The following is a 20,005-nucleotide window of genomic DNA, read 5'->3' on the forward strand; positions in this document are numbered from 1 at the left end:
TGTTTTCCTCGCGAGCCTGCCATGAGAGATCGGATCCCTGATGAGATCGACGAAGCGCTTTGGGATGAAGCTTGCCGAAGGGCAGATGCGCTCCGTGAATTCCTGAGGCGCAATCCTGACGGTGCGACCGCGGCAAACGTTTCGGGGCTCGCTGCCGGGATGAATGTGAGTCAGGCGACGGCCTACCGGCTGATCAAGCTGTTCCGCGTCGGCGGGACCGTTCTGTCTCTTGTCGATCGCAAGCGTGGACGGCCTGTGGGTCATCGTACGCTGGACGAGAAACGGGAGGAGATCGTTAGCAAGACTATCAAAAAGTTCTACTTGAAGCGGACCCGACCGACGATCTCGCAGTTGGTGCGGGACGTGCAGACGAACTGCATTTCGGTCGGGCTGAAGCCGCCACATCGCCGAACGATCGTCGCCCGCGTGAAGGACATCGACCTGCAGAAGCGCGCAAATCGGCGTGGCGAACAGAAAATCGTCAAGGCGACAACGGCCGTCCCCGGATCATTCGAAGTCTCCCGTCCCCTGGCAGTGGTCCAGATCGACCATACCAAGGCAGACATCTTTGTCGTTGACGAGGAGACGCGGCAGCCGATCGGACGGCCATGGCTGACGCTGGCGATGGATGTCTGCAGCCGGATGGTGACCGGCTTTTATCTCACGATGGAGGCGCCGTCCCGCCTGTCCACCAGCATGTGCCTGCTACACTCCGTCTTCGACAAATCGGCATGGCTGCGGGAGCGCGAGATAACGGAGTCCTGGCCCGTCGCCGGTCTGCCGGACATGGTGCATGTTGACAATGGTGCCGACTTCCGAAGCCGGGCCTTCAAGCGAGGGTGCCAGGACGCGGGCATCGCGATCGAGTGGCGGCCACCCGGTGAGCCGCGTTTCGGCGGTCATATCGAGCGCCTGATCGGCACTCAGATGGGCAGGCTGCATCTCCTGCCCGGAACAACGTTCAGCAACGAACAGGAGTTGGGCGCCTATGACTCGAAGCGACATGCGGCACTGACTCTGAGGGAGCTCGAGCGCTACATCGCTCTCGACATTGTCGGCGCTTATCATCAATCGATCCACAGCAGTCTGGGTCGACCGCCGATCGCGGTGTGGCGGGAGCACGAGGGCGAAATCCCGCTTCGGTTGCCGCAAGATCGAATGCGCTTCTGGCTGACGTTCCTGCCGGAGCAGGAGCGGACGTTGATGCCTGACGGGATTCATCTGTTCAAACTGCGCTACTGGTCGCCGGCATTGAGCGCCGACGTCGGACGTTCTGACCGGCGCCTACTCGTAAAATATGATCCGCGCGACATGGCGCGCATCTTCGTCCGGCGGCCATCGGGAAACTTCGTTGAGGCCCGTTATGCCGACGTGACCCTGCCCTCGATAACGCTACACGAGGCACTAACCGCCCGGCGTACCTTACGTGCGAAGGGCCGTCGCGAAGTCGACACCCGCGCCATCGTCCGCACCGCCGTCGCGCAGCGGGAATTGGTCGAGGCGGCAACCAATAAGACGGCGGCTGCGCGACGCGGGAAGGCTTCTTCGAAATCGAAGGTGGATGATCGGGGATTGGGCTCGCTCCGCGGCGTCGACTCCAGCAAACCTGTACCCTTTGTTGAGGATACAGATTGAGCTGGAGTGAAACATGAGCGATCAAATCTCCCACCTGACCGCCGGCGCCGGCGCACTGCTTGCCGAAACGGACGAGCGGCGCATTCGCGCGATACGATCGCGCCGATGGGTGCTCTACCCACGCGCCAAGCAGGCGCTCGATCGGCTGAGCCGGCTTCTCGACCATCCACGCGGCACACGCATGCCTTCTGTCGCGATCTATGGCGACAGTGGCATGGGCAAGACCATGATCATGAAGCGGTTCCGGGACGAACACCCGCCGTGCTTCAACCCGGTGACGGGTACGCTGAAGACGCCCGTTCTGGCCATGGAGATGACGAGCCGGCCCGGCGAGCGGCGGTTCTACGCCGAACTGCTCACCCTTCTCGGCGCACCACAGAGGCCACGCGCCGATATCGCCCAGATGGAGCAAGCGGCGCTACGCATCATGGAGGCCATCGGTGTGCAGGTGCTGGTGATCGACGAGGTGCACAACATTCTCGCCGGATCTTATCGCGAGCAGCGCATTGTCCTGAACACGCTGCGTTTCCTCAGCAATCGTCTGCAGATCTCCCTGGTCTGCTTCGGCGTTAACGAGGCGCGCGAGGCGATCGGTGGCGACGTCCAGCTTGCACGCCGGTTTGAGCAGTTCACCTTGAGCAGGTGGGCGGCGAACGAGCAGTTCGAGACGCTGGTGGCATCGATCCTGCGCAATACGCCGCTGCGTCGACCCTCGGTGCTCACGCCGAAATCACTGCGACGGATTCTGCAGATAACCGAGGGCATCACCGCCAGCATCTTCCACATGATCAACGACCTCGCGGTTGACGCCATCGAACGCGGCCAAGAGCATATTGCAGACGAATCTGTCGAAAACTGGGAGCCGGAGTTCGAGGCCGAGGCGGCGTTCGCATGACGGAGACCGCGCCGCCACGGCAGTTGCCAGTGAGATTGCCGCCCTACCCTGACGAGCTTCTGTCGTCTTGGATCAGTCGCCATGCCGCCTTCTACGCGGTTCCGCCGCTCGTCATGCTCCAGCATTGCCTGCCGGAGGCCTCCTCATTGCGAGCAGTCGATCTCCATCTGAGCGGCGATCAGGAAGTCCGCCTCGCCAGTATTTTCGCCGCCAAACCGGCTGTTTTACGTCGAATGACCTTCATCAATGTGCCGAAGTCGTCGCATCGACTAATCGCCGCGAGGCCGGCACAGACCTGTGCACGTTGCAGCCCCGGTAGCGCGGAACCAGCGCCAATCCTGCGAAACCAGCTGCTGGGGTGGCGGATTACCTGCGTACATTGCGGAACACTACTACGAGGGTTCGGAAAAGGTGAACTTCGCTCCCCTTTCCGGCAAAATCACCGTGCGGCTCTGCGGGGTGAAAAGCTGCTCGACGACGAAGCCGAACGCGGCATTCGAACCTGGACATCGGCGACCGAAATCGCCCGGCTTCTGTTGATGCGGCGAGTGATCTGGCCCCTACCGCGCGAGCACGAGCTTTGGCGCTACCGGGTGCTCGGCGCCATCATTCCCGATCTCGACCATGTCGTTGCCGAGCAATTGCAGAATCTGCCCACACCTGCAAAGCCGATCCTGCCGCTCGATATGCGGCCGGCTCTGCTGGCCGGCGTTGCCATCGTCGAGCGCGCCGGCCCGGAAATGCTCCGGATGCTGCGTGGGCACATGATGGGCGACAACCGGGCCCGATTCTCTGACGCCGCAGAGAACATGATAGCTCAAGCCGGCACGCTGCGAGCTTCTAGGCAAATGCAGTTAATTTGAGAATCTGGCTGCAGGAATTCTCACGATTAAGTGCCTAACCCGGGCAAAACCACCGCATTCTTGCATTTAAATGCCAAGCGACATTCTCCTCCATGCCTGCGTCGATCATCTTGACGATATCCCGGCGCAAAAGCGTTAAGCGTTCCTTGGCGACGCGGAAGGCCTTCTTTTCGGCCTGGACGGCTTCAGCCAGATCTTTGAATTCCTCTGCGCGGGCAACGATCGGTGAAAGGTCGAAGCCGTAGGCCTGCTCGATCTCCCCTCCCCTGCCCTTGCGAGCGAAGCGCTTCCCGTTGGGACTGTCCCGGCGGATGATCAGGCCGCATTCCACCAGTACGGCGAGATGACGGCGCAACGTCGTGGCCGGCATTCCATTGGCGCGCGCCATCAACTGCTCGTTCGAGGGCCAAACGATCAGCTCTGCCGAACCTGTGAACTCCGTCTCACGATGAAACGACAACAGGGCGTTCAGGATAGCCAGCGATCTGTCGGTCGCGCCAAGGAGATCACGGGCTTCACGGATGTACTGGAAAGTGTGCCACTTGTTCACAGTGACATCATCGGCAATGGTCTTTGCCGCCGTCTGAGTTGCGAGATGGCCAAGCGTTATTGGTCGCCGCCCAAAGGGCGTCGTTGAAACGTACGTCTGCATTTCTCTCTCACCTATCGTTAGGCAAAAGAAATCCGCTCACCGAATTGGCGCTAAACGCTTGACACTGATTCGCGGAAATGAGATTCTCTGATTGTCTAGATCGGAGAAGGGCTTCCGCGGTTCGCCGTCGGGGCCTTTTTCTTTTGCGGTTTGTAACTCCTATTGCTCGGACACGTCCTTCCTGAATGCCTCATAAAGGTCATCCAATCGCTCCGCGATGAACGCCGCGAATTTCGGGCCGTCCGCATTGCCGATGGCAAGCGTTGCGGATTTCCCATTGTCTTTCAGCCTGACACTGACGGACCTATCTTGAGGCACCCAAGCCTGAGAGTTGCGAGCCTGACCTGTGACGGGCTTACGCGCGCCCATATCGGTCTTCATAGCGGCAAGCAGCGTATTGAACCTGTCGTCTGACGAAGCGTCCAGGAAACTGCGCTTTCTAATGGTATCGGCAACGATCTGCGTACTGCTGTCGATACCGTAAAGCTGCAGGAAATCCTCCCACCTGTTGCGACCGATGCTTGGCGCCTTGCCGATTGCGTGCAGAATGTCTTTCGGAATTGACGTCCCGATCTTGATCATTTCTGATACGTGCGACTTGCCGGTTGATAGAGAGGCGCAAATCGTCTCTCTTTTGTAGCCAGCTTCCTGCTGCGCTACAGCAAACAAGCATTTTTCGATGAATGACAGATCTTCCCTGGACGTGTTCTCCTCACCTTGGAATATGACGGCTTCTTCGTCCGTGAGCTCACGGACTGCAGCACGAAATTTGATGCCAAGTATCTTCGCAGCCGCCAAACGCCGCCGCCCATATACGATCTGGAACGATCCGATGTCGTTAGAAACCGGCCGCACCAGACCGGGCACGATCTGTCCTCGCACACGCATGGACTCGACGATGTCCGAGACCGCCGCGTCATCGTAAGCGCTATCGAAACGGTCTGGGATCAAGGACGGAAGAATAGTGTCCGGGTCCAACTCGACGGTATGGTCCCCTTCCCTAAGTAATTTGTCGGCAATCTCGCTTCGCTCCTGCATCTGTCGAACGCCGGCGGCGACTTTGAGCAAGTGCGGCGATTTGCTTTTCACGCTGGCGCTGTCAGCCACGCCTTGATCATCATCGTTGATCTGACTGAGCACTGCGGTGAACATGCCTTTTGAGTCTTTCCGGCTCATTCTTCACGTCCCCATGCGTTCGTGACCAGGCCCTCAATCTCGGCGTTCGCTGCATTGATCGACTCGATTGCTCGGTCATAGGTCTTTGGCGCAGAGAATTTCGAGCGCTGAACCTCATACAGACTTTGCTTCCACGTCAGCGCATCAGCAACAGCTGTCGACTTGATGACCGGATTGAGAAGTAGATCGTCACCGAAAACTTGGCGCATCAACGCCTGCATATTCGCCTGTGGATGATCGTTCGGCTCGAATTTGGTAATTAGGAACTTTGCAAAATCCCAACGGGCACCTGTTCCCGCTTGATCGAGGATTTGCATGTAGGACGCTGCTAGTTCGAGAAACTTGCCTGTGCTGTCGACATCCAACATGTGGGCGGGCACCGGTATCAAAACACCAGTTGCCGCCGTCAGTGATGACAGCGTTAGGAAGTTTAGCGTTGGCGCACAGTCGAGAAGAATGACGTCATAATTCTCGGTGACCTGCTCAAGCGCCTGAGATACACGCAGGAGAAAACCCGTTCCTCCGGACTTGCGCATCTCAATTGCGACAGCCGTTTCAAATTCCGTCAGTTCAAGTCCGGCGCAAATCACGTCGAAACCGACTATGTGTGTTCTGTGGACGATCTGATCTGTAGGTATTGGATCCTCGAACCGGATGGAAGAGTACAGAGTTTCGCCCTCGCGATAATCAAACCCCGGAATAGCGCCGTGCAGGCTTGTCAATGAGGCTTGCGGATCCATGTCAACGGCCAGGACGCGATATCCACGAAGCGCCAGCCAATGGCCCAGGTGAATCGCCGTCGACGTCTTCGATGATCCGCCCTTGAAGTTCGTTATCGCAATGATCTGGCATGATTCATCGGCGATGCGGCGCGGGTTCATCCACTTCTTTCGCCCTTTCTCAGCCAGCAGAAGTCGCAATTCAAGGACCTGCTCGAGAGAGTAGAGCCTACGACCGTTGGATGTCGTCTCCGGTTCTGGCCCCTGCCCCTTCAGCGAAATCTGGCGGATGTAGGCCTCTGTCACACCGAGCAACGCGGCGGTCTCAGAGGATGAAAACTTGCGCATCGAGCGAGTGGCATCCGGCGGATATTGCGCGAGCGACAAATTCGTCAAAGCCGTGTCGAGCTTTGTCGAAAACGTCTGCATGAAATGCAGGCTGCTCAGATGCCGAGTCATTCAGTCTCCCCTCTCACCGAAATCTCGCCACATCGTCACTCGACAATGGTTAACAAATTATGAAACAGCCACTACTACGGTGAGAAATCGAATTTCGAGCTTTTTCCGTAGCATTTAGTAATCTGATTCTGGTTCTCCGGGCAACCTTACGCAGATTGTAGTGGTATCTCGGTTTCAAATTCGGCTCACGATCCCGACCAAGACGGACAACCGAGCAATGTTGGGCGGCCTAGTATGGCGGTTCTCGGACCTTCCCGCGCCCATATTGCTGCCGGCAGCGGACGTTCGGCTAAGGCTGTCGGATTTGTGCGCCGTGATCCGTCTTGTAAGTGGCCCCTACCCTCGGCGGGCCGGTCAATTTGCAAAGGAACAATGTGAAGCTCGTTCCGCTCATCCATCATGGAACCTTCGCCCTGCTGGGTTCGCCTGCATGGACGTGGTCGACCGACTGAAGGAGGAAAGAGGACAATGAAGACACCACCGATCGTCTCGGCACAGGAGTGGAAGAACGCGCGCGAGAAGCTGCTCGTGGAGGAGAAGGAGTTCACCCGCGCCCGCGACGCGATTGCCGCCAAACGCCGGCGGATGCCGTGGATGGCCGTCGAGAAGGACTACCGGTTCGAGGGCGCGAACGGACCGGCGAGCCTCCTCGACCTGTTCGAGGGGCGCAGGCAGCTAATCGTCTATCGCTTCTTCTATGGGCCTGAGGTCACTCCCAACGCGGAAGGAGATGCGTATCCGGAACGGGGCTGTGTTGGCTGCTCGTTCCTCGCCGATCAAGTCGCACATCCGGCTCATCTCAACGCTCGCGACACCACGCTTGCTTTCGTCTCGCGCGCGCCCCAGGCCGAGATCCAAGGCTTGAAGAAGCGGATGGGATGGACGGAGATCCCTTGGTACACGATCGTCGACGACTTCGACACGGACTTCGATGTCCGCGAGTGGCACGGGACCAACGCCTTCATCCGCGAGAGCGAAGGGATCTTCCGCACCTACTTCGTCAACAGCCGCGGCGATGAGGCGATGGGGAGCACATGGAGCTACCTCGACATTACCGCGCTGGGGCGCCAGGAGGAGTGGGAGGACTCGCCGGTCGGCTACCCGCAGACGCCCCCTTATAAGTGGTGGAACTATCACGATGCGTACGGCGAGAATGCGTGACCGCCGACACCGCAGGGATACCGGCAGAACGGCCGCTCTTCGAAGGTCGGCGAGCGGTCGACTCACGCCGCAGAGCGAGCGGTGGGTTTTAAAGAGCGCACGGAATGACGGCTTCTAGTGACCTCAGCCGTTCCTGCCAGTTGCAGCAGGCGACCGCTCGCCACCCACAGCCGGTACTTGGACTGAGGCATTACCCAGATTGTCGGCGCAAACCAGATGGCTCTGGGACTCGGACATCAGTGCGAATGCCTGTAAGGGCAATGTTCCCAGCTGGGAACACTGATGAATTCGGCCAGCACTCCACTGCAGTTCCCAGCTGGGAACGCACAATATCGCGGCCCCACCTTTGCTGGGGTTTCTACCCACTTGAAATGGGAGTTCCCAGCTGGGAACTCGACATCTAGCAGCTTGGGAGCCCGCAACAAATGGCGGGCGATGCCCGCCATGTTAACGTCAGATGTCGTTCTCGGATTGCTTTGCGCCGAATCTAGCGGCGTAGTCAACGCTAATCTTGATGACTGGCGGAATGCTGACACTCACGCCCACTTTGAGTGTCCCGCTGTGCTTCAACATGGTCGTGAGTCGATTGATATGGCGGCGGGTGTTACGGCCGGTACGACGGAGAAAGGCGAGAAGAGTTTTCATGGCTGGCTCCTGAAAAGTGATGTTTCGCAATCTTCGGAGCTTGGGCGCGACGCGAAGAAACCGACTGCACCCGCAGGGTCGCAACGAAGTGGAGAAATCTTCGATTTGCCGGCGGGAAGAGCGCGGCGTACCCTGCGACGATAAAGGATTGCGGAAGGTCACTAAGGAAAAAGAGCCGCCGTGAAACCGGATGCCGATGTCATTGCCGGCCCTCAAGCCATATCAATCGTCTCCATTGGCAACAGATGCAGAACGGGTGGCGCCATTGTCAGGATTCCGCGGATCGATCAACGGCGACCGTGTGTTCCAGGCGCAAAGCAAGCAGAGAAAAGACGAAACGTGACTCGCGGGCATTCACCCGCGTTGCCGCGTGGGAGGGCGCTCGAGGGGAGGGGCTTAGGGGCACCGCTCGGTCCTCGGTCTGAACCGGATCAGAGAATTCCCCAGGCGCGAAAACGACCGCGACCGGTTAGCTCACGCGGCAAAGCGCCTCCAAGTTCGTCCAGCATTCGTTCGATTGCCTGGGGCGAGACTTTAAGTGTCTTCGCGGCCATCGGGACCGAAACGAGCGGCCGTTTGACGAACAGCGCCACTAGCTTAGGAAGCTTGGAGCTTTTGCGCCGTCCTTCGCAACGCCTGAGCATCACATCGCGTGCTAGTGTGACCTTTTGCAGATCCTCCATGCCGCGACGTGCGCCAGTCTCGATGCCTTCAAGAAATCCACGAATCCGCCGACCGACATCGTCGGTCGGACGGCGCCGGTAGCGCGCATGTCGCATGCCAACGTGGCCCGGTGACCTCATAGCTGTTGAAAAGCGACAATGGTCAGAACAAAGGCGGTACGGTCCGCTTTCTGTAAAGAGTTGGCTAGGCGGCCGCCTTCAACAAGTCGAAGTCGATCCTCCTCTCCAAATCGACCTCGAAGCGCCCATAGGGATTGACGTGCGCGTAGCTGAGAGGCGTCAGCCCGCGGTGATCTTCCGGCGTCATGCGTGCCGCCCAAGCCGGATTACCCAGAACGGATTGCAGCATCCGCGTGTTGACGTAGACAAGGCAGTTCTGGAGTAGGTGCAGCGCCAGCACCGAGATCTCCTGATCCTCCAGCCGGTTGGTCGCCACCTCACCGCCCTTGCCGAAAAAGACAAAGCTGTTGGCGCTGTTCCAGTTCTCGACCACGTTCAGGTTTTCGTGGATTTCCTGCCGCAACGGCTCCGTGCGCAGATAGCGGCACAGGAAGATCGTCTTGATCGCCCGTCCCAGTTCAGCGAGAGCCTTGTAGGTGGGATGCATGATCTCCGATCGCGCGAAGCGGCGCAGGATCGCTTCCGCATCGGCGATACCGCGATGCATAGCGATGGCGTGCTTCACCATTTCGTCGTATTGCCGCTCGATGCTGGCCCAGTCGATCACCTCCGAGAGGATGGGCATCAGATTGGGCAGGTCGCCCTTCATGCCCGGACGCGGCAGGCACAGTTTCTGGCGCGCAATCGCCTTCAGGCGCGGGGCCAGTTCGAAGCCGAGCAACTTGCAGAAAGCGAACGCCACCTCGCTTTGACCATGGCTGTCAACATACTGACGGCGAATCTCCAGATCGGTGCAGTGGCGCAGCACGCCCTCGATCATGGCGGCGACCTCCGATGACGAGCAGCGTTTGAGCTGCGAGTAGATGCAGGTCGAGCGCTTCTCGACATGCCAGTAGATCATCACGCCGCGGCCACCATAGCGGATATGCCATTCCGTCATCAGGTTGCGGTCCCAGGCGCCGAATTTCTTCGAGTCCGACGCGCACGCCGTGCCGACGTCACCCCAGATCATCGGATTTCGGATCGCCAGGGTAGCGTTGGCCACGCGCCGCGCGGCATCGCGCAGGGCTTCCACATGGATGAAACGCCGGTGGACATGGAGCAGTTCTTTGTAGCTTACGTCCTCAACGCCGGCGCTGACGCGCTTGAGCCCGGCATTGGTTCCAAGCCCATACAGGCAAAGCAGAAGCCTGCGTTGCAGCGTGGCGGGATCAAGCGCCACGCGCTCGCCCGATGTCTTGAAGGCGTCGAGGAACCCGGTGTCGAGCGCGGCTTCCTTGAGAAGATCGAGCAAGGCCACCATTGGCCAGCGCCGTGCGACCTCCGTCTTCACCGCCGTCAGGCCAGGCGGTTCGGGTTGCGGCGGCGTTGGCGAAACAGAAACCCGGTTCGCCCCGCGCCAGAGAATGCGGACGCTTCGGTTGCCTGGCAACTCGGCGTCGAGGCGGCGCAATTCTTCCTCCATTTCCGCCTTGAGCGCGGCAGTGAAGGCGCGAGCATCCATCGACAGACCCAGATCGGCGTAATATTCGACCCGGCGAAGGTCGAAATCCTTCGGCAAATCATCGTCCGGATTGCGGTGCCGATCAGCGCCAACCACCCAGATCTCCTTGGCCCGGATGCGCTCGCGCAACGCCTGCAGTACGCAAAGCTCGTAGTCGATCAGGTTGATCCGCCCGTCGCCCGAGATCACGAAATCGCGCCATTTGACCGGAATCACACCGTCAACCGGAACGCCGTTGGCGATGCTGAGCAACCGGCGGCCCTCGCGCCGTGCCCGGCGAATCCATGCCAACGCATCCAGAACGGGCCGGTGCGCCGCATTGTTCGAACGAAACTCCAAAACCTCCAGGAGCGGGGGAAGCATGCGCCGGTAGTGGCTGGCATAGGAGCCGCGCATCGTGTGATGAATCCGCTGCTCCCAAGCGCCCTGGGACTTGTATTCCGCCATAATCGCCTTGAGCTTCGTCTCCCCGACCACGGGAAAGATCACATTGCGCACGGTGCCGTCCGGATTTCCAGTTGCCGCCTCGGCAATGTCGGCCAGAAGCCGGTCCTTGCCAACAACGCGTTCAATGTCGCGTGCGAGCGCTGCCGTTGTCCGGCGCTCGGCGGTCACCCCGATCTTGTGAACCGTCTCAAGCAGAAGATCGACCAGCCCATCGGTGATCTCCGCCTCGCGCGCCATCAGAAAAACCGCGTACATGCCCAGCCGACGCGCTTGCACATGCCGCCGTATCTCCCAGGCCGTCTCATGCGCAACGCGGCGGCGAAAACGCTCAATGACTGGTGCGCCGACCGCTGTGAGAATGCCACGCGGCAGCCCCAGCCGGCGCACGAACGACAGGCGGGCCGCGGCCTTAAGGACGCTATCCAGGGCGATCCGACCGGGATCGGCCTTGAGCGCAGAAAACCCGGCCGGCGCGTATGGATCGCTCAGCGATGCTTCCATCCGGTTGATCGATTCCGGCGCAAGGGACGCCGTAATCCGTGTCAGAAACGCTTCTTCAAAACGCCGTCTGGCCGAGCGGACCAGGCGCTGCGACCCGGATTTGCTTGGCGGCTGAATTTTGCGGGCCCAGCACCAGCGGTCGATCGGCTCAATCGTCGCCTCCAGCGCCGCACCGGACGGACAGACCTCCGTTTCGAGCCAGCGCCGCAGCGCCTCGAGATCGGGCGCTTCAAACGTACGGATCCCAAGAAGATCCTGGATTTCCGCGCGGTGTCGCTGGCCATTGCGGCCTGACCAATCATAATCGATCAGTTCCGCCACAGGGCGCCCAAGCTGATCGCCAAGGTAGCATCCTGCCGCATCGGGGATCTCTGCCGCCGATGCCGGAAACCGCCCCGCCAACTGGTAGAATTTCAACTGCGCCGCGAAGCCAAGCCGCAAAGCCTCCGATTTGGCCTCGATCCGCGCCAGCTCTTCAAACCCAAGGCTCCAATGTTCCGCGAGTTCCTGTCTGCTCCAAGTCCGGTCCATCGGCGCGCCCTTGTTCGAGTCACTAGCGCCATCCTACCCAGACCGTCCGCCGGAGTTGCTGGGATGTTCCGTTCGTTGTCGTTTTTCAACAGCTATGAGGTCACTGGGCCAAATAGTGCGTCAGGATGCGGTGCTGGATCTGGGTCTTGGCCGCAGCGATCGCTTCATGCGTCTTCGACAGTTCCTGCACGTCGTTGATGCCGGCGCGCAGTGGATCATGATAGACCTGCGTCGCCTGGATCCTGAGCATGTGCAGGATCACCTGCGCATCCTTGGGATCGTTCTTGTCCCAGCTGTTGTGCATGGCTTCGCGTGTTCTGGCGCGCGCCAGCGACGACACCAGCCGCACCTCAAAACCCGCTTCAGCCAGACGCCATGCTATCGGCCGGTGATAGTTCCCTTTCGGCTCAAAGGCGCAGACCACAGGTTGTCCGTACTACATGGCCCGAGACGAGCCGCTGCTGACCGCATTCATGCCGCACACTGTGCTTCTTGATCGGGAAGACAATAGCGAAATTGCCGATGTCCAATACGAAATTGCCAAAAAAATTTACGCAAAATGGACCTCGTTCCGTTTGCACGTCCGACGCTCGGTGGTGGTTCAGCCATCCAGCAGGTCGTGTGTACGAAGCCAGTGAAAAACTTGGTTGACCTGCGTGCAAGCAAGCTTCGCCATTTTGAGCCGGTGGCCGAGACATAGACGACACGGGCGTTGGGCAGCGCATGCTGCAGGCGCAGGCCCGCCCTGCCCTGCTGCGACGGCGAGACATCGCCGCGCTCGCTTTTGCCGCCGGCCGCATTGGCCATGGCGTGAGCTTCATCGAAGACGATGACACCATCGAAAGGCTTTTTTGTCCTAGTGGGGGCTCCGCCGCTCCACGCCTCTTGGTCGACCCAGTTGAGAATCTGGGCGATCCGGGACTTCTTATCACGTTCTCAACAACGATCCTCATGGAGCCATACTGCCGGTTTGGGTATCCCGAAAACTCATAGCCTTCCCAGGCGATCAGCCCGTGTGGTACATTCATCGCTCATAGGCAAATATATTTCTTACTGATGGTCTATCCAATAAACACATTTACATTTTAATTGTCTATGCTATAGAATAAGAGTTTATGTCGATGATCTTATCCTTCCCCTTAGATCTCTGCGCATCCGCCGACGCCTTCATGTGGTCTCGCCGAGGAACTTGGAAAGCTTTTCAACACTACCGCGCCCTTAGGAATCGTCTTGAGAAAGTGCTCTCGTTGACAACGAGCATGTCTCGCAGGTTGCGCCCGGCGGACATACCCAGCCTGTTTCACGCGTCTTCAATACGAATCAACAGATGGGGCTCAAGGGGGTTGGCGGGAAATCCGGCAGCCCTGAACACTCGTGGCCGCAGCGGCAAAAAGCACAATCTGGGAGGACTGGAATGACGGACGCGTTGGGATTGCGGGACAAGAAGGTTCTCGTTTTCGGCGGCACACGCAAGATCGGCAAGGCTGTCGCCCTGGGTTACGCTCAAGCCGGGGCAGAAGTGACCGTGACCGGCCGGGACGGCGCGACCGGTGACACCACGGTAGCGGAGTTGGAGGCCTCCGGCTGCAAGGCGCATTTTGTCGATTGCGATATCACGAGCTACGAGTCGGTCGCGGCGGCGGTCGCGCGGGCCATCGAGAAGATGGGCGGCCTCGATGTCGCCATCCAGAACGCCTCCGGCCGCACCAAGGTTGCCCAGGGGTTTCGCCCGTTCTCCGAAATAGCGCCCGATGAAATCGCCGGCTATGCCCAGACTCACTGGGTGGCGAAGGCTTATTGCGTCAAGGCGGTGCTTGAGCCCATGCGCGAGCGCGGCGGCGGCAAGATCATCGTCATCACCTCGGACTCCGGCAAGTTCCCGACGGTGGGTGAGTCGCTGATCGGCGGTTCGGCCGCGGCGGCGCATGTGATGGTCCGCACCCTGGCCAAGGAATTCGCTCGCTGGAAGATCAACGTCAACAGCGTGGCCATCACCATCACCGACACCGGCGACTGGAACAACATGATCCAGTCCGGCGCCGGAGCGAACCCGCAATTCGCCGCCAAGATGTTCGAGAAGCTGGCCAAGCGGCAGATCATCCACGTCGAAGGCAGGCACGTCGCCGACGCAGCCGTCTTCCTCGGCTCGGCCATGAGCGACGCCATCACCGGCCAGGTGCTCAGTGTGAACGGCGGCGTCGCCACATAACCGGCAATCTGTCGAAGCATCTGGACCGGCGACTTCCCGAGCCGCCGGCGTGGACTGGCGCCTCGATGCCCTATTCGCCGAGCCGCTTGCGCGCGATCTGCATGCGGTGGATTTCAGAAGCGCCTTCCAGGATGCGAAGCACCCGGCTGTTGCGATAGATGTATTCGATCGGCGTTTCCTTGGAAAAGCCGATGCCGCCATAGACCTGCATCGCTCTATCGACGACGCGGCTGATCATTTCGGTCGCATAAACCTTGGTAATGCTGGCTTCTTCGCGGATATCCGAAATCCCTGCGTCGAGCTTCTCGGCCGCGTCCCTGACCATCAGCCTGGCGGCATGGACCTCGATCGCCGAATCCGCGATCATCCATTGCACCGCCTGCCGATCCGCAAGCGGCTTGCCGAAGGTGACGCGGTTTTCTGCCTGCGTTACCATCAGGTCAATCAGCCGGTTGGCCATGCCGACGCATCGCGCAGCGATTTCTACGCGCCTTACGCCAAGGCGGTTGGTAAGCGGCTTGAAGGCATAGCCAATTTCGCCGAGCACCTGCTCGTCGGGTATGAAGACGTTTTCCAGCTGCAGTTCATAGGGCGTCGGCTCGCCCATGGTGGGGATGAAGTTCCCGACACGAAAACCCGGCGTGTCGGCATCCACCAAGAAGGAGGTCATCCCGCCGCGCGTGCCTTTTTCCTTGTCGGTCACCGCCACCACGATGAAGAAATCGGCCACATTCGCCCACGATATCCACATCTTGGTGCCGTTGAGCAGCCAGCCTCCGTCGACGCGCTTGGCGTTCGTGCGCATGGCGCCGACATCGGAACCGGCATCCGCTTCGGTCAGGGCCAGCGAAGAGCGCTTGTCGCCCCGGGCATAGGGCAGCAGATACTTTTCCCGCTGTTGCGGCGTACAGGTTTTCGACAGCAGCCAGAGATTGGGCGATTCCGGCGGCAGGCGGAACGGCGTGATTGACCGACTCATCTCTTCCACCGCGACCATCTTGGCAACGATGCCCAGTCCGCTGCCGCCGAACTCCTCCGGAACGTCCATGCCCCACAGGCCGAGTTCCTGTGCCCGTCCAAGCAGGCGACTGTAGTCATCCGGCGGAATCACCGGATCATTGCCGAGGCCCCGGCTTGCCTCGCGCTCCTGTACTTTCTTCTCAAGCGGAATGAGTTCACTGGTCACGAACTTCCGGACAAGGTCCTGAAGCATCGTCAATTCTTGGCTCAAGAGGCTATGCACTTCTCTCTCCTTTGCGGACACGGCAGCTTGTGCCTTGCCTGCGTCAATCCGGCCTGCCTAATGGCGATCCTATCAGAAACCCTGACCGGGGTTCTTCTTGCCGGTGGCGAAATTCGCCAATCCAGCGGCTGCCGCGTTGGTGCGTGAGCGGATGGTGGCGTTGGTTTTCTGGCCGTATTCGAAGGCAGCCGCCCACTCATTGTGCCGCGCCGGTATGGCGTCGAGCGCCCGCTTGGACTCGGCCAATGCGTCGGCGTCGAACTGCGCGACCTGACGGGCGATTTCTGAAGCCCGCGCCAGCAGCTGGTCATGTGGAACGACTTCATTGACCAGGCCCCACTCCGCGGCCTTAGCCCCGCTGAGGCGGTTGGTCGTCAGCACCAGCCAGGCGGCGCGCTTGCGGGTCAAGGACAGTTGCAGGCCTGGGCCGGCCATGGCGGGATAGGTGGCGAAACCCAATTCAGGGCATCCTATTGACGCCTCCGTGCTGACCACCGCCAAATCGCAGACGCTGATCAACGTCGCACCGCCTCCAAGCGCCAGTCCGTTGACCGCGGCAATGAAGATCGCCGGATGGTCGCGGATCGAGAGATTGACGTCTATCCACTCCTGCGACGCCGTATCCGTGCCCGAGGCCTTGTCCTTTTCCCGTTCCTTGAGGTCCAGGCCAGCACAAAAGCTCTTGCCGGACCCGGTCAGCACAATTGCCCGCACGGTACCGCGTAATTGCGAAAAGGCTGCCTGCAGCGCGTCTCGCGTTTGGCGATCCATGGCGTTGCGCTTGTCCTCTCGCGCGATGGAGACTATTGCCCAGCCATCGTGTCTGTCGACCCGAACGGTTTGGCTGCTCATCTCACGTCTCCGGCGCGAAGTGCGGCAACGACGTCTCACCCTCATCGAAGACGACTTTCACCCGCTGGCCGATCGTCAAGTCCGATGCAGTGGCGCCGCGCAGGTTCGTCAGCAGAAACGGGCCTTCATCGAGTTCCACCATTACCACCGCATAGGGAATTTCGTCAGCGAATCCCGCGAAATAGTTCTGATGGAACACCACGAAGGACCAGAGCGAGCCCTGACCGGACGCCTCGCGCCATTCCCAGGCGCGCTTTCCGGTGTATGGCGAAACCGGTGCCGGCGGATAGAAGAACTTCTTCGTTTCCAGGCAACATTGCAGCAGCAGCCTTCTGTCTTTGCATGCATCCAAGAAAGGTCCGTTCCAGACATCCCTGATCGGCGCCGGCTTCGCCGCAGCCCCGGTCATGACGCGCTCCTGAGGATGACCGAGGACGCGATGTTGGTCGCGCAGATATACTGAATCGCCTTTGCATCCGGGATTTGCCGGTCGCCACACACGCCCTGGAGCTGGCGAACCGCTTCGGCGATCAGGCCCCAGCCCTGCATGTAGCTGTCGGACAAATGCCCGCCGGACGTGTTGGTCGGCCAGCGCCCCTGCCCCAACTGCAAGGTGCCGTCACGGACGAAGTCCCCACCCTCGCCCTGCTTGCAGAAACCCATGCCCTCGAGCGAAAAAATCACCGTTGGCGTGAAGTTGTCGTAGATCGAAAGGCCTGATAGGTCGTCTCGTCCAGTGCCGGCGCGCTGGTGGACCTCCTGCGAGACCATCCGCAGCGCCGGATACCAATAATCCTGCGGCGGCGCGCTGCCGTAGTGGAAGCTGTCCTGCCGCGCGTAGCCTGACACCAGCACTGGCTTTCTTCGCAGATCCTTTGCCCGTTCGGCCGAGGTCATGATCCAGGCGACGCCGCCGTCATTGATCAGGCAGTAGTCCAGCAGCGCGAGCGGCTCGCAAATCGGTCGCGCGCCGGCATGGTCCTCCAGCGTGATCCTGCGGTCATGCATGACGGCTTGTGGATTGAGGTTCGCGTGATGGCGGAACGCCGTGGCGATCCATCCGAGGTCCGCGTGTCTCGTGCCGAACTGATGCATGTGGCGGCGCCACATCATCGCATGGGTGGCGCCTGGACTGGTCATCCCCCACGGAGACCAGGCTCCATCACCGCCGCCATAGCGGACGCGGACGCTGCGGCCGTTGTTGCCATAGACGAGAGCGATCGTATTGGCTGCGCCGGTTGCGATCGCCTGTGCCGCCAACATGAGCGAAACCGCCGAGAAGCGGCCCGGAGCTTCCGTCTGCAGGCAGTATTTCGGGGCAATACCCATCATCTCGGCGAAACGCTCGTAGGACGGAATCCGATTGACGATCAACCCGTCTATATCGCCTACCGACAGCCCCGCGTCATCCAACGCCATGTTCAGCGCGTCGGCCCCCAGGCCGTAGGCATCCGAGTCAGGGAAGCTGCCATAGTCCGTCGTGCCGACGCCGACGACGGCAGTCTTGTCACGCATGGCCCAGGTGGACGCGAGCGCCGGCGACGCAACAGAAGTAGGAGCGTTCAATTTGATTTCCTCCGCAGGCCGCAAGTCACCACAAAGCGGCGGTTTCGGGAAACGAGAAATTTGCATGGTACCCCAACTGCGGGTATGGCTAGCGGATGCACGATCCGCTTCCGCCCCTGAATCCGCTCCGCAGCTTCATCCTGGTTGCCACGCATGGCAGCCTTGCCGCCGCAGCCAGCATGCTGAACATCACGCAGCCGGCGGTCAGCAAACGCATCAGGCTGCTCGAAAATTATCTCGGGGTGCAATTGCTCAATCGTGGAGCCAACACCATCACCCTCAACGCCGCCGGCAAGCAATATGCGGCGGAAATCAGCAAGGCGTTTCGCGGCATCGAGGACGCGACCGGGGCGCTCAAGAAGGAACTGACGGGGCCGCTGCGCATACGCTGCTATACCACCTGGGCCTCGCGCTGGCTGATCCCGCGGCTTCCGCGCTTCAAGGAAGAACATCCGAATTGCGAGATCGAGATCAGGGCCTCGGTGGAACCTGTGGATTTCGCGCGTGACGATGTCGCGGCGGCGGTCTGGTCCGCCGGAGAAGAGCCGCCGACGGAGAATTCGGGTCGTCTGCAATCAATCTGCATCGCCCCGTTCGCCATTCCGCATGTCGCCGAGACCCATGGCCAGAACTGGATCTCGGCGACACTGCTGAGCAGCAAGAACCGGCCAGCGGACTGGACGACATGGTCGAGGGCGACCTGCATCAAACTCACCGGCCCGACGCTGGTCATCGAGACAACGTCGCTGGCGGTGGACATTGCCCTGCGCGGCATGGGCGTCGTCATCGCGTCAAAATTCATGGTGATGGACGAGATCCGGCAAGGAAGGCTGGTTCAGCTTGGACCGCTAGTGGACAGCGGATCACGTTACTGGCTCACTTTACCGCCAAAAGTGCAAAGACCCGAGACCATCGTCTTCCGCGACTGGCTGACCCGGGAGGTGCGGGAGGAAGAGCGCGGCGAAAGCGCCGAGCCGGTGTTCAGGCTGCAGGCGGCGAAATCGCCTGATCCCGCCAACACCGCGTGACCAACAGACGGCAGCGCGCTTCGATCCAAATCAGCGCATCGTCAACACGATCTTGCCGCGAATTTCGCGCTTCAGCATGCTTTCGAGCCCAAGTCGTGCCTCCGCCAGCGGATATGTGCGCATGACCTGCGGCGCGAGGCGGCCGGCAATGATCGAATCGAATATCTCCGCCTGGGCGCGCGCGCTCTCTTCCGGCATGCCGAGGCGATACTGGTTGATGCGGAAGCCGGTGACGGCGATGCCCTTCATAAGCAGTATGTTGACGGGCAGCACCGGAATGATACCGCCGGCCGCGAAACCGATACACACGCAGCGGCCGCGGAAGCGCAGAGCCCTGATCGCTGCCGTGAAAATATCGCCGCCCAGCATCTCCAGCACCAGATCGACGCTGTCAATTCCGAGGTCGGTCAGTTGTCGAGTCACCGTCTGTTTGTCGATAGTGCCCGAGAGATCGACGACGTAATCCGCACCGTTGGCGCGGCAGAAGCCGGCCTTGGCCGGCGTAGTCAGCCCGGCGATCGCGATGCCCCCCGCAGCCTTGATCATCTGTAGCGCCGCCACGCCGACGCCGCCATTGGCGCCGGTCACCAGCACGGTCTCGCCGGAAACGAAGCTGCCCCGCTCGTTGAGCGCAAACCATGCGGTCAGATAAGCGATGCCGGCGGCCACCGCCGTGACATCGTCGATCGCATCAGGGATCGGATAGCATTCGATGGCATCGGCCTTCACCCGTTCGGCAAATCCGCCATACGACACCACCGCAAGCACGCGATCATCGACGGCGAAAGAGGTAACGCCCTCGCCGAGGGAGACAACACGGCCGGCGGCTTCCTTTCCGGGCGTGAAGGGCGGCTGCGGCTGATCCTGATACTTGCCGCGCACAAGCAGCAAATCGGGGAAATTGATGCCGGCGGCTCCCGCCTCGATGACAAGTTCGCCCGGCCCCGGCACAGGATCCGTGACTTCCCGAATCGAGCATTGATCCGGATCGCCGAAGCGATCGACTATGACTGCGCGAATGGTGGCGACCTCCCGTTCTTCTTCTTGGCTAGATGATGGGCCAGCTCCACTGGTGACGGAAGCGCCGGAATATTGACGACCGCTCACGAGTGTTGT

17 protein-coding genes and 2 pseudogenes are annotated in these 20,005 nt (G+C 60.4%); 6 read left to right on the top strand and 13 right to left on the bottom strand.

The genetic code is table 11. From position 1 onward, the window contains the following. Nucleotides 1-21: 21 nt before the first annotated feature. Genes PVE73_RS27480 through PVE73_RS27490 form a run of 3 tightly spaced genes read left to right on the top strand, consistent with a single transcriptional unit; the run spans nt 22 to nt 3,393 of the window. Nucleotides 22-1,635, top strand: a complete 1,614-nt coding sequence (locus PVE73_RS27480) for a Mu transposase C-terminal domain-containing protein (RefSeq protein WP_184702833.1) — start codon at nt 22-24, stop codon at nt 1,633-1,635. A 13-nt stretch (nt 1,636-1,648) separates the two neighbouring features. After that, nucleotides 1,649-2,530 carry a TniB family NTP-binding protein gene (locus PVE73_RS27485; RefSeq protein WP_080919224.1) on the top strand — a complete coding sequence of 294 codons (882 nt, stop codon included), beginning with the start codon at nt 1,649-1,651 and terminating at the stop codon, nt 2,528-2,530. Then, the gene (locus PVE73_RS27490; RefSeq protein WP_080919223.1) at nt 2,527-3,393 is read left to right on the top strand and encodes a TniQ family protein; all 867 of its coding nucleotides are present in this window, start codon (nt 2,527-2,529) and stop codon (nt 3,391-3,393) included. The genes PVE73_RS27485 and PVE73_RS27490 overlap by 4 nt, the downstream gene beginning before the upstream one ends. A 79-nt stretch (nt 3,394-3,472) precedes the next feature. On the opposite strand, the pseudogene repC reads toward PVE73_RS27490, so the two are convergent. The 3 genes and pseudogenes from repC to repA all read right to left on the bottom strand — a co-directional run. Beyond that, nucleotides 3,473-4,045 (bottom strand): annotated as a pseudogene (gene repC / locus PVE73_RS27495) (plasmid replication protein RepC); the annotation flags it as partial. 159 nt (nt 4,046-4,204) lie between these two features. Further along, nucleotides 4,205-5,221 carry a plasmid partitioning protein RepB gene (gene repB, locus PVE73_RS27500; RefSeq protein WP_277367929.1) on the bottom strand — a complete coding sequence of 339 codons (1,017 nt, stop codon included), beginning with the start codon at nt 5,219-5,221 and terminating at the stop codon, nt 4,205-4,207. Next, entirely contained in the window at nt 5,218-6,399 is a 1,182-nt protein-coding gene (repA, locus tag PVE73_RS27505) for a plasmid partitioning protein RepA (protein ID WP_277367930.1), read from the bottom strand. The genes repB and repA overlap by 4 nt, the downstream gene beginning before the upstream one ends. Nucleotides 6,400-6,867: 468 nt before the next feature. Between repA and PVE73_RS27510 the strand changes: the two genes are divergently transcribed. Then, the gene (locus PVE73_RS27510) at nt 6,868-7,560 is read left to right on the top strand and encodes a DUF899 domain-containing protein (protein WP_277367931.1); all 693 of its coding nucleotides are present in this window, start codon (nt 6,868-6,870) and stop codon (nt 7,558-7,560) included. A 453-nt stretch (nt 7,561-8,013) separates the two neighbouring features. Here the strand turns inward: PVE73_RS27510 and PVE73_RS27515 are convergent, their stop codons facing one another. The 5 genes and pseudogenes from PVE73_RS27515 to PVE73_RS27535 all read right to left on the bottom strand — a co-directional run bounded on the left by PVE73_RS27515 (nt 8,014) and on the right by PVE73_RS27535 (nt 12,906). Further along, nucleotides 8,014-8,205 carry a hypothetical protein gene (locus PVE73_RS27515; protein ID WP_277367932.1) on the bottom strand — a complete coding sequence of 64 codons (192 nt, stop codon included), beginning with the start codon at nt 8,203-8,205 and terminating at the stop codon, nt 8,014-8,016. Between the two features lie 431 nt (nt 8,206-8,636). After that, nucleotides 8,637-8,984, bottom strand: a complete 348-nt coding sequence (locus tag PVE73_RS27520) for a helix-turn-helix domain-containing protein (protein ID WP_277367933.1) — start codon at nt 8,982-8,984, stop codon at nt 8,637-8,639. A gap of 88 nt (nt 8,985-9,072) precedes the next feature. Beyond that, the gene (locus PVE73_RS27525; RefSeq protein WP_277367934.1) at nt 9,073-11,991 is read right to left on the bottom strand and encodes a Tn3 family transposase; all 2,919 of its coding nucleotides are present in this window, start codon (nt 11,989-11,991) and stop codon (nt 9,073-9,075) included. A 109-nt stretch (nt 11,992-12,100) separates the two neighbouring features. Further along, nucleotides 12,101-12,466 (bottom strand): annotated as a pseudogene (locus tag PVE73_RS27530) (transposase); the annotation flags it as partial. Next, complete coding sequence (locus PVE73_RS27535; protein ID WP_346772431.1) at nt 12,463-12,906, bottom strand: strawberry notch-like NTP hydrolase domain-containing protein; 444 nt, start codon at nt 12,904-12,906, stop codon at nt 12,463-12,465. The gene PVE73_RS27535 and the pseudogene PVE73_RS27530, both read right to left, overlap by 4 nt. A gap of 412 nt (nt 12,907-13,318) precedes the next feature. Here PVE73_RS27535 and PVE73_RS27540 point away from each other — a divergent pair, with 412 nt between their 5' ends. Further along, nucleotides 13,319-14,200, top strand: a complete 882-nt coding sequence (locus tag PVE73_RS27540; RefSeq protein WP_277367935.1) for an SDR family NAD(P)-dependent oxidoreductase — start codon at nt 13,319-13,321, stop codon at nt 14,198-14,200. Nucleotides 14,201-14,270: 70 nt separating this feature from the next. On the opposite strand, the gene PVE73_RS27545 is transcribed toward PVE73_RS27540, so the two are convergent. The 4 genes from PVE73_RS27545 to PVE73_RS27560 all read right to left on the bottom strand — a co-directional run bounded on the left by PVE73_RS27545 (nt 14,271) and on the right by PVE73_RS27560 (nt 17,861). Then, entirely contained in the window at nt 14,271-15,413 is a 1,143-nt protein-coding gene (locus PVE73_RS27545; protein WP_277367936.1) for an acyl-CoA dehydrogenase family protein, read from the bottom strand. Between the two features lie 102 nt (nt 15,414-15,515). Next, on the bottom strand, nt 15,516-16,295 hold the full coding sequence (locus PVE73_RS27550; RefSeq protein ID WP_277367937.1) for an enoyl-CoA hydratase/isomerase family protein: 780 nt from the start codon (nt 16,293-16,295) through the stop codon (nt 15,516-15,518). Nucleotide 16,296: 1 nt separating this feature from the next. Then, the gene (locus tag PVE73_RS27555) at nt 16,297-16,704 is read right to left on the bottom strand and encodes an OB-fold domain-containing protein (RefSeq protein WP_277367938.1); all 408 of its coding nucleotides are present in this window, start codon (nt 16,702-16,704) and stop codon (nt 16,297-16,299) included. After that, entirely contained in the window at nt 16,701-17,861 is a 1,161-nt protein-coding gene (locus tag PVE73_RS27560) for a thiolase family protein (RefSeq protein ID WP_346772430.1), read from the bottom strand. Before PVE73_RS27560 ends, PVE73_RS27555 begins: the two co-directional genes overlap by 4 nt. 95 nt (nt 17,862-17,956) lie before the next feature. Here PVE73_RS27560 and PVE73_RS27565 point away from each other — a divergent pair, with 95 nt between their 5' ends. After that, complete coding sequence (locus PVE73_RS27565; RefSeq protein WP_277367939.1) at nt 17,957-18,889, top strand: LysR family transcriptional regulator; 933 nt, start codon at nt 17,957-17,959, stop codon at nt 18,887-18,889. 30 nt (nt 18,890-18,919) lie between these two features. On the opposite strand, the gene PVE73_RS27570 is transcribed toward PVE73_RS27565, so the two are convergent. Next, complete coding sequence (locus PVE73_RS27570) at nt 18,920-19,840, bottom strand: NADPH:quinone oxidoreductase family protein (protein ID WP_277367940.1); 921 nt, start codon at nt 19,838-19,840, stop codon at nt 18,920-18,922. Nucleotides 19,841-20,005 lie beyond the last annotated feature (165 nt).

This window comes from Chelativorans sp. AA-79 (assembly GCF_029457495.1).
Lineage (GTDB): Bacteria > Pseudomonadota > Alphaproteobacteria > Rhizobiales > Rhizobiaceae > Chelativorans.

Excerpts from the sequence above, each read along its gene's own strand:
- PVE73_RS27480 (WP_184702833.1), top strand. The coding sequence starts at position 22 with ATGAGAGATCGGATCCCTGATGAGATCGACGAAGCGCTTTGGGATGAA.
- PVE73_RS27485 (WP_080919224.1), top strand. The coding sequence starts at position 1,649 with ATGAGCGATCAAATCTCCCACCTGACCGCCGGCGCCGGCGCACTGCTT.
- PVE73_RS27490 (WP_080919223.1), top strand. The coding sequence starts at position 2,527 with ATGACGGAGACCGCGCCGCCACGGCAGTTGCCAGTGAGATTGCCGCCC.
- repB (WP_277367929.1), bottom strand. The coding sequence starts at position 5,221 with ATGAGCCGGAAAGACTCAAAAGGCATGTTCACCGCAGTGCTCAGTCAG.
- repA (WP_277367930.1), bottom strand. The coding sequence starts at position 6,399 with ATGACTCGGCATCTGAGCAGCCTGCATTTCATGCAGACGTTTTCGACA.
- PVE73_RS27510 (WP_277367931.1), top strand. The coding sequence starts at position 6,868 with ATGAAGACACCACCGATCGTCTCGGCACAGGAGTGGAAGAACGCGCGC.
- PVE73_RS27515 (WP_277367932.1), bottom strand. The coding sequence starts at position 8,205 with ATGAAAACTCTTCTCGCCTTTCTCCGTCGTACCGGCCGTAACACCCGC.
- PVE73_RS27520 (WP_277367933.1), bottom strand. The coding sequence starts at position 8,984 with ATGCGACATGCGCGCTACCGGCGCCGTCCGACCGACGATGTCGGTCGG.
- PVE73_RS27525 (WP_277367934.1), bottom strand. The coding sequence starts at position 11,991 with ATGGACCGGACTTGGAGCAGACAGGAACTCGCGGAACATTGGAGCCTT.
- PVE73_RS27540 (WP_277367935.1), top strand. The coding sequence starts at position 13,319 with ATGGGGCTCAAGGGGGTTGGCGGGAAATCCGGCAGCCCTGAACACTCG.
- PVE73_RS27545 (WP_277367936.1), bottom strand. The coding sequence starts at position 15,413 with ATGCTTCAGGACCTTGTCCGGAAGTTCGTGACCAGTGAACTCATTCCG.
- PVE73_RS27550 (WP_277367937.1), bottom strand. The coding sequence starts at position 16,295 with ATGAGCAGCCAAACCGTTCGGGTCGACAGACACGATGGCTGGGCAATA.
- PVE73_RS27555 (WP_277367938.1), bottom strand. The coding sequence starts at position 16,704 with ATGACCGGGGCTGCGGCGAAGCCGGCGCCGATCAGGGATGTCTGGAAC.
- PVE73_RS27565 (WP_277367939.1), top strand. The coding sequence starts at position 17,957 with ATGCACGATCCGCTTCCGCCCCTGAATCCGCTCCGCAGCTTCATCCTG.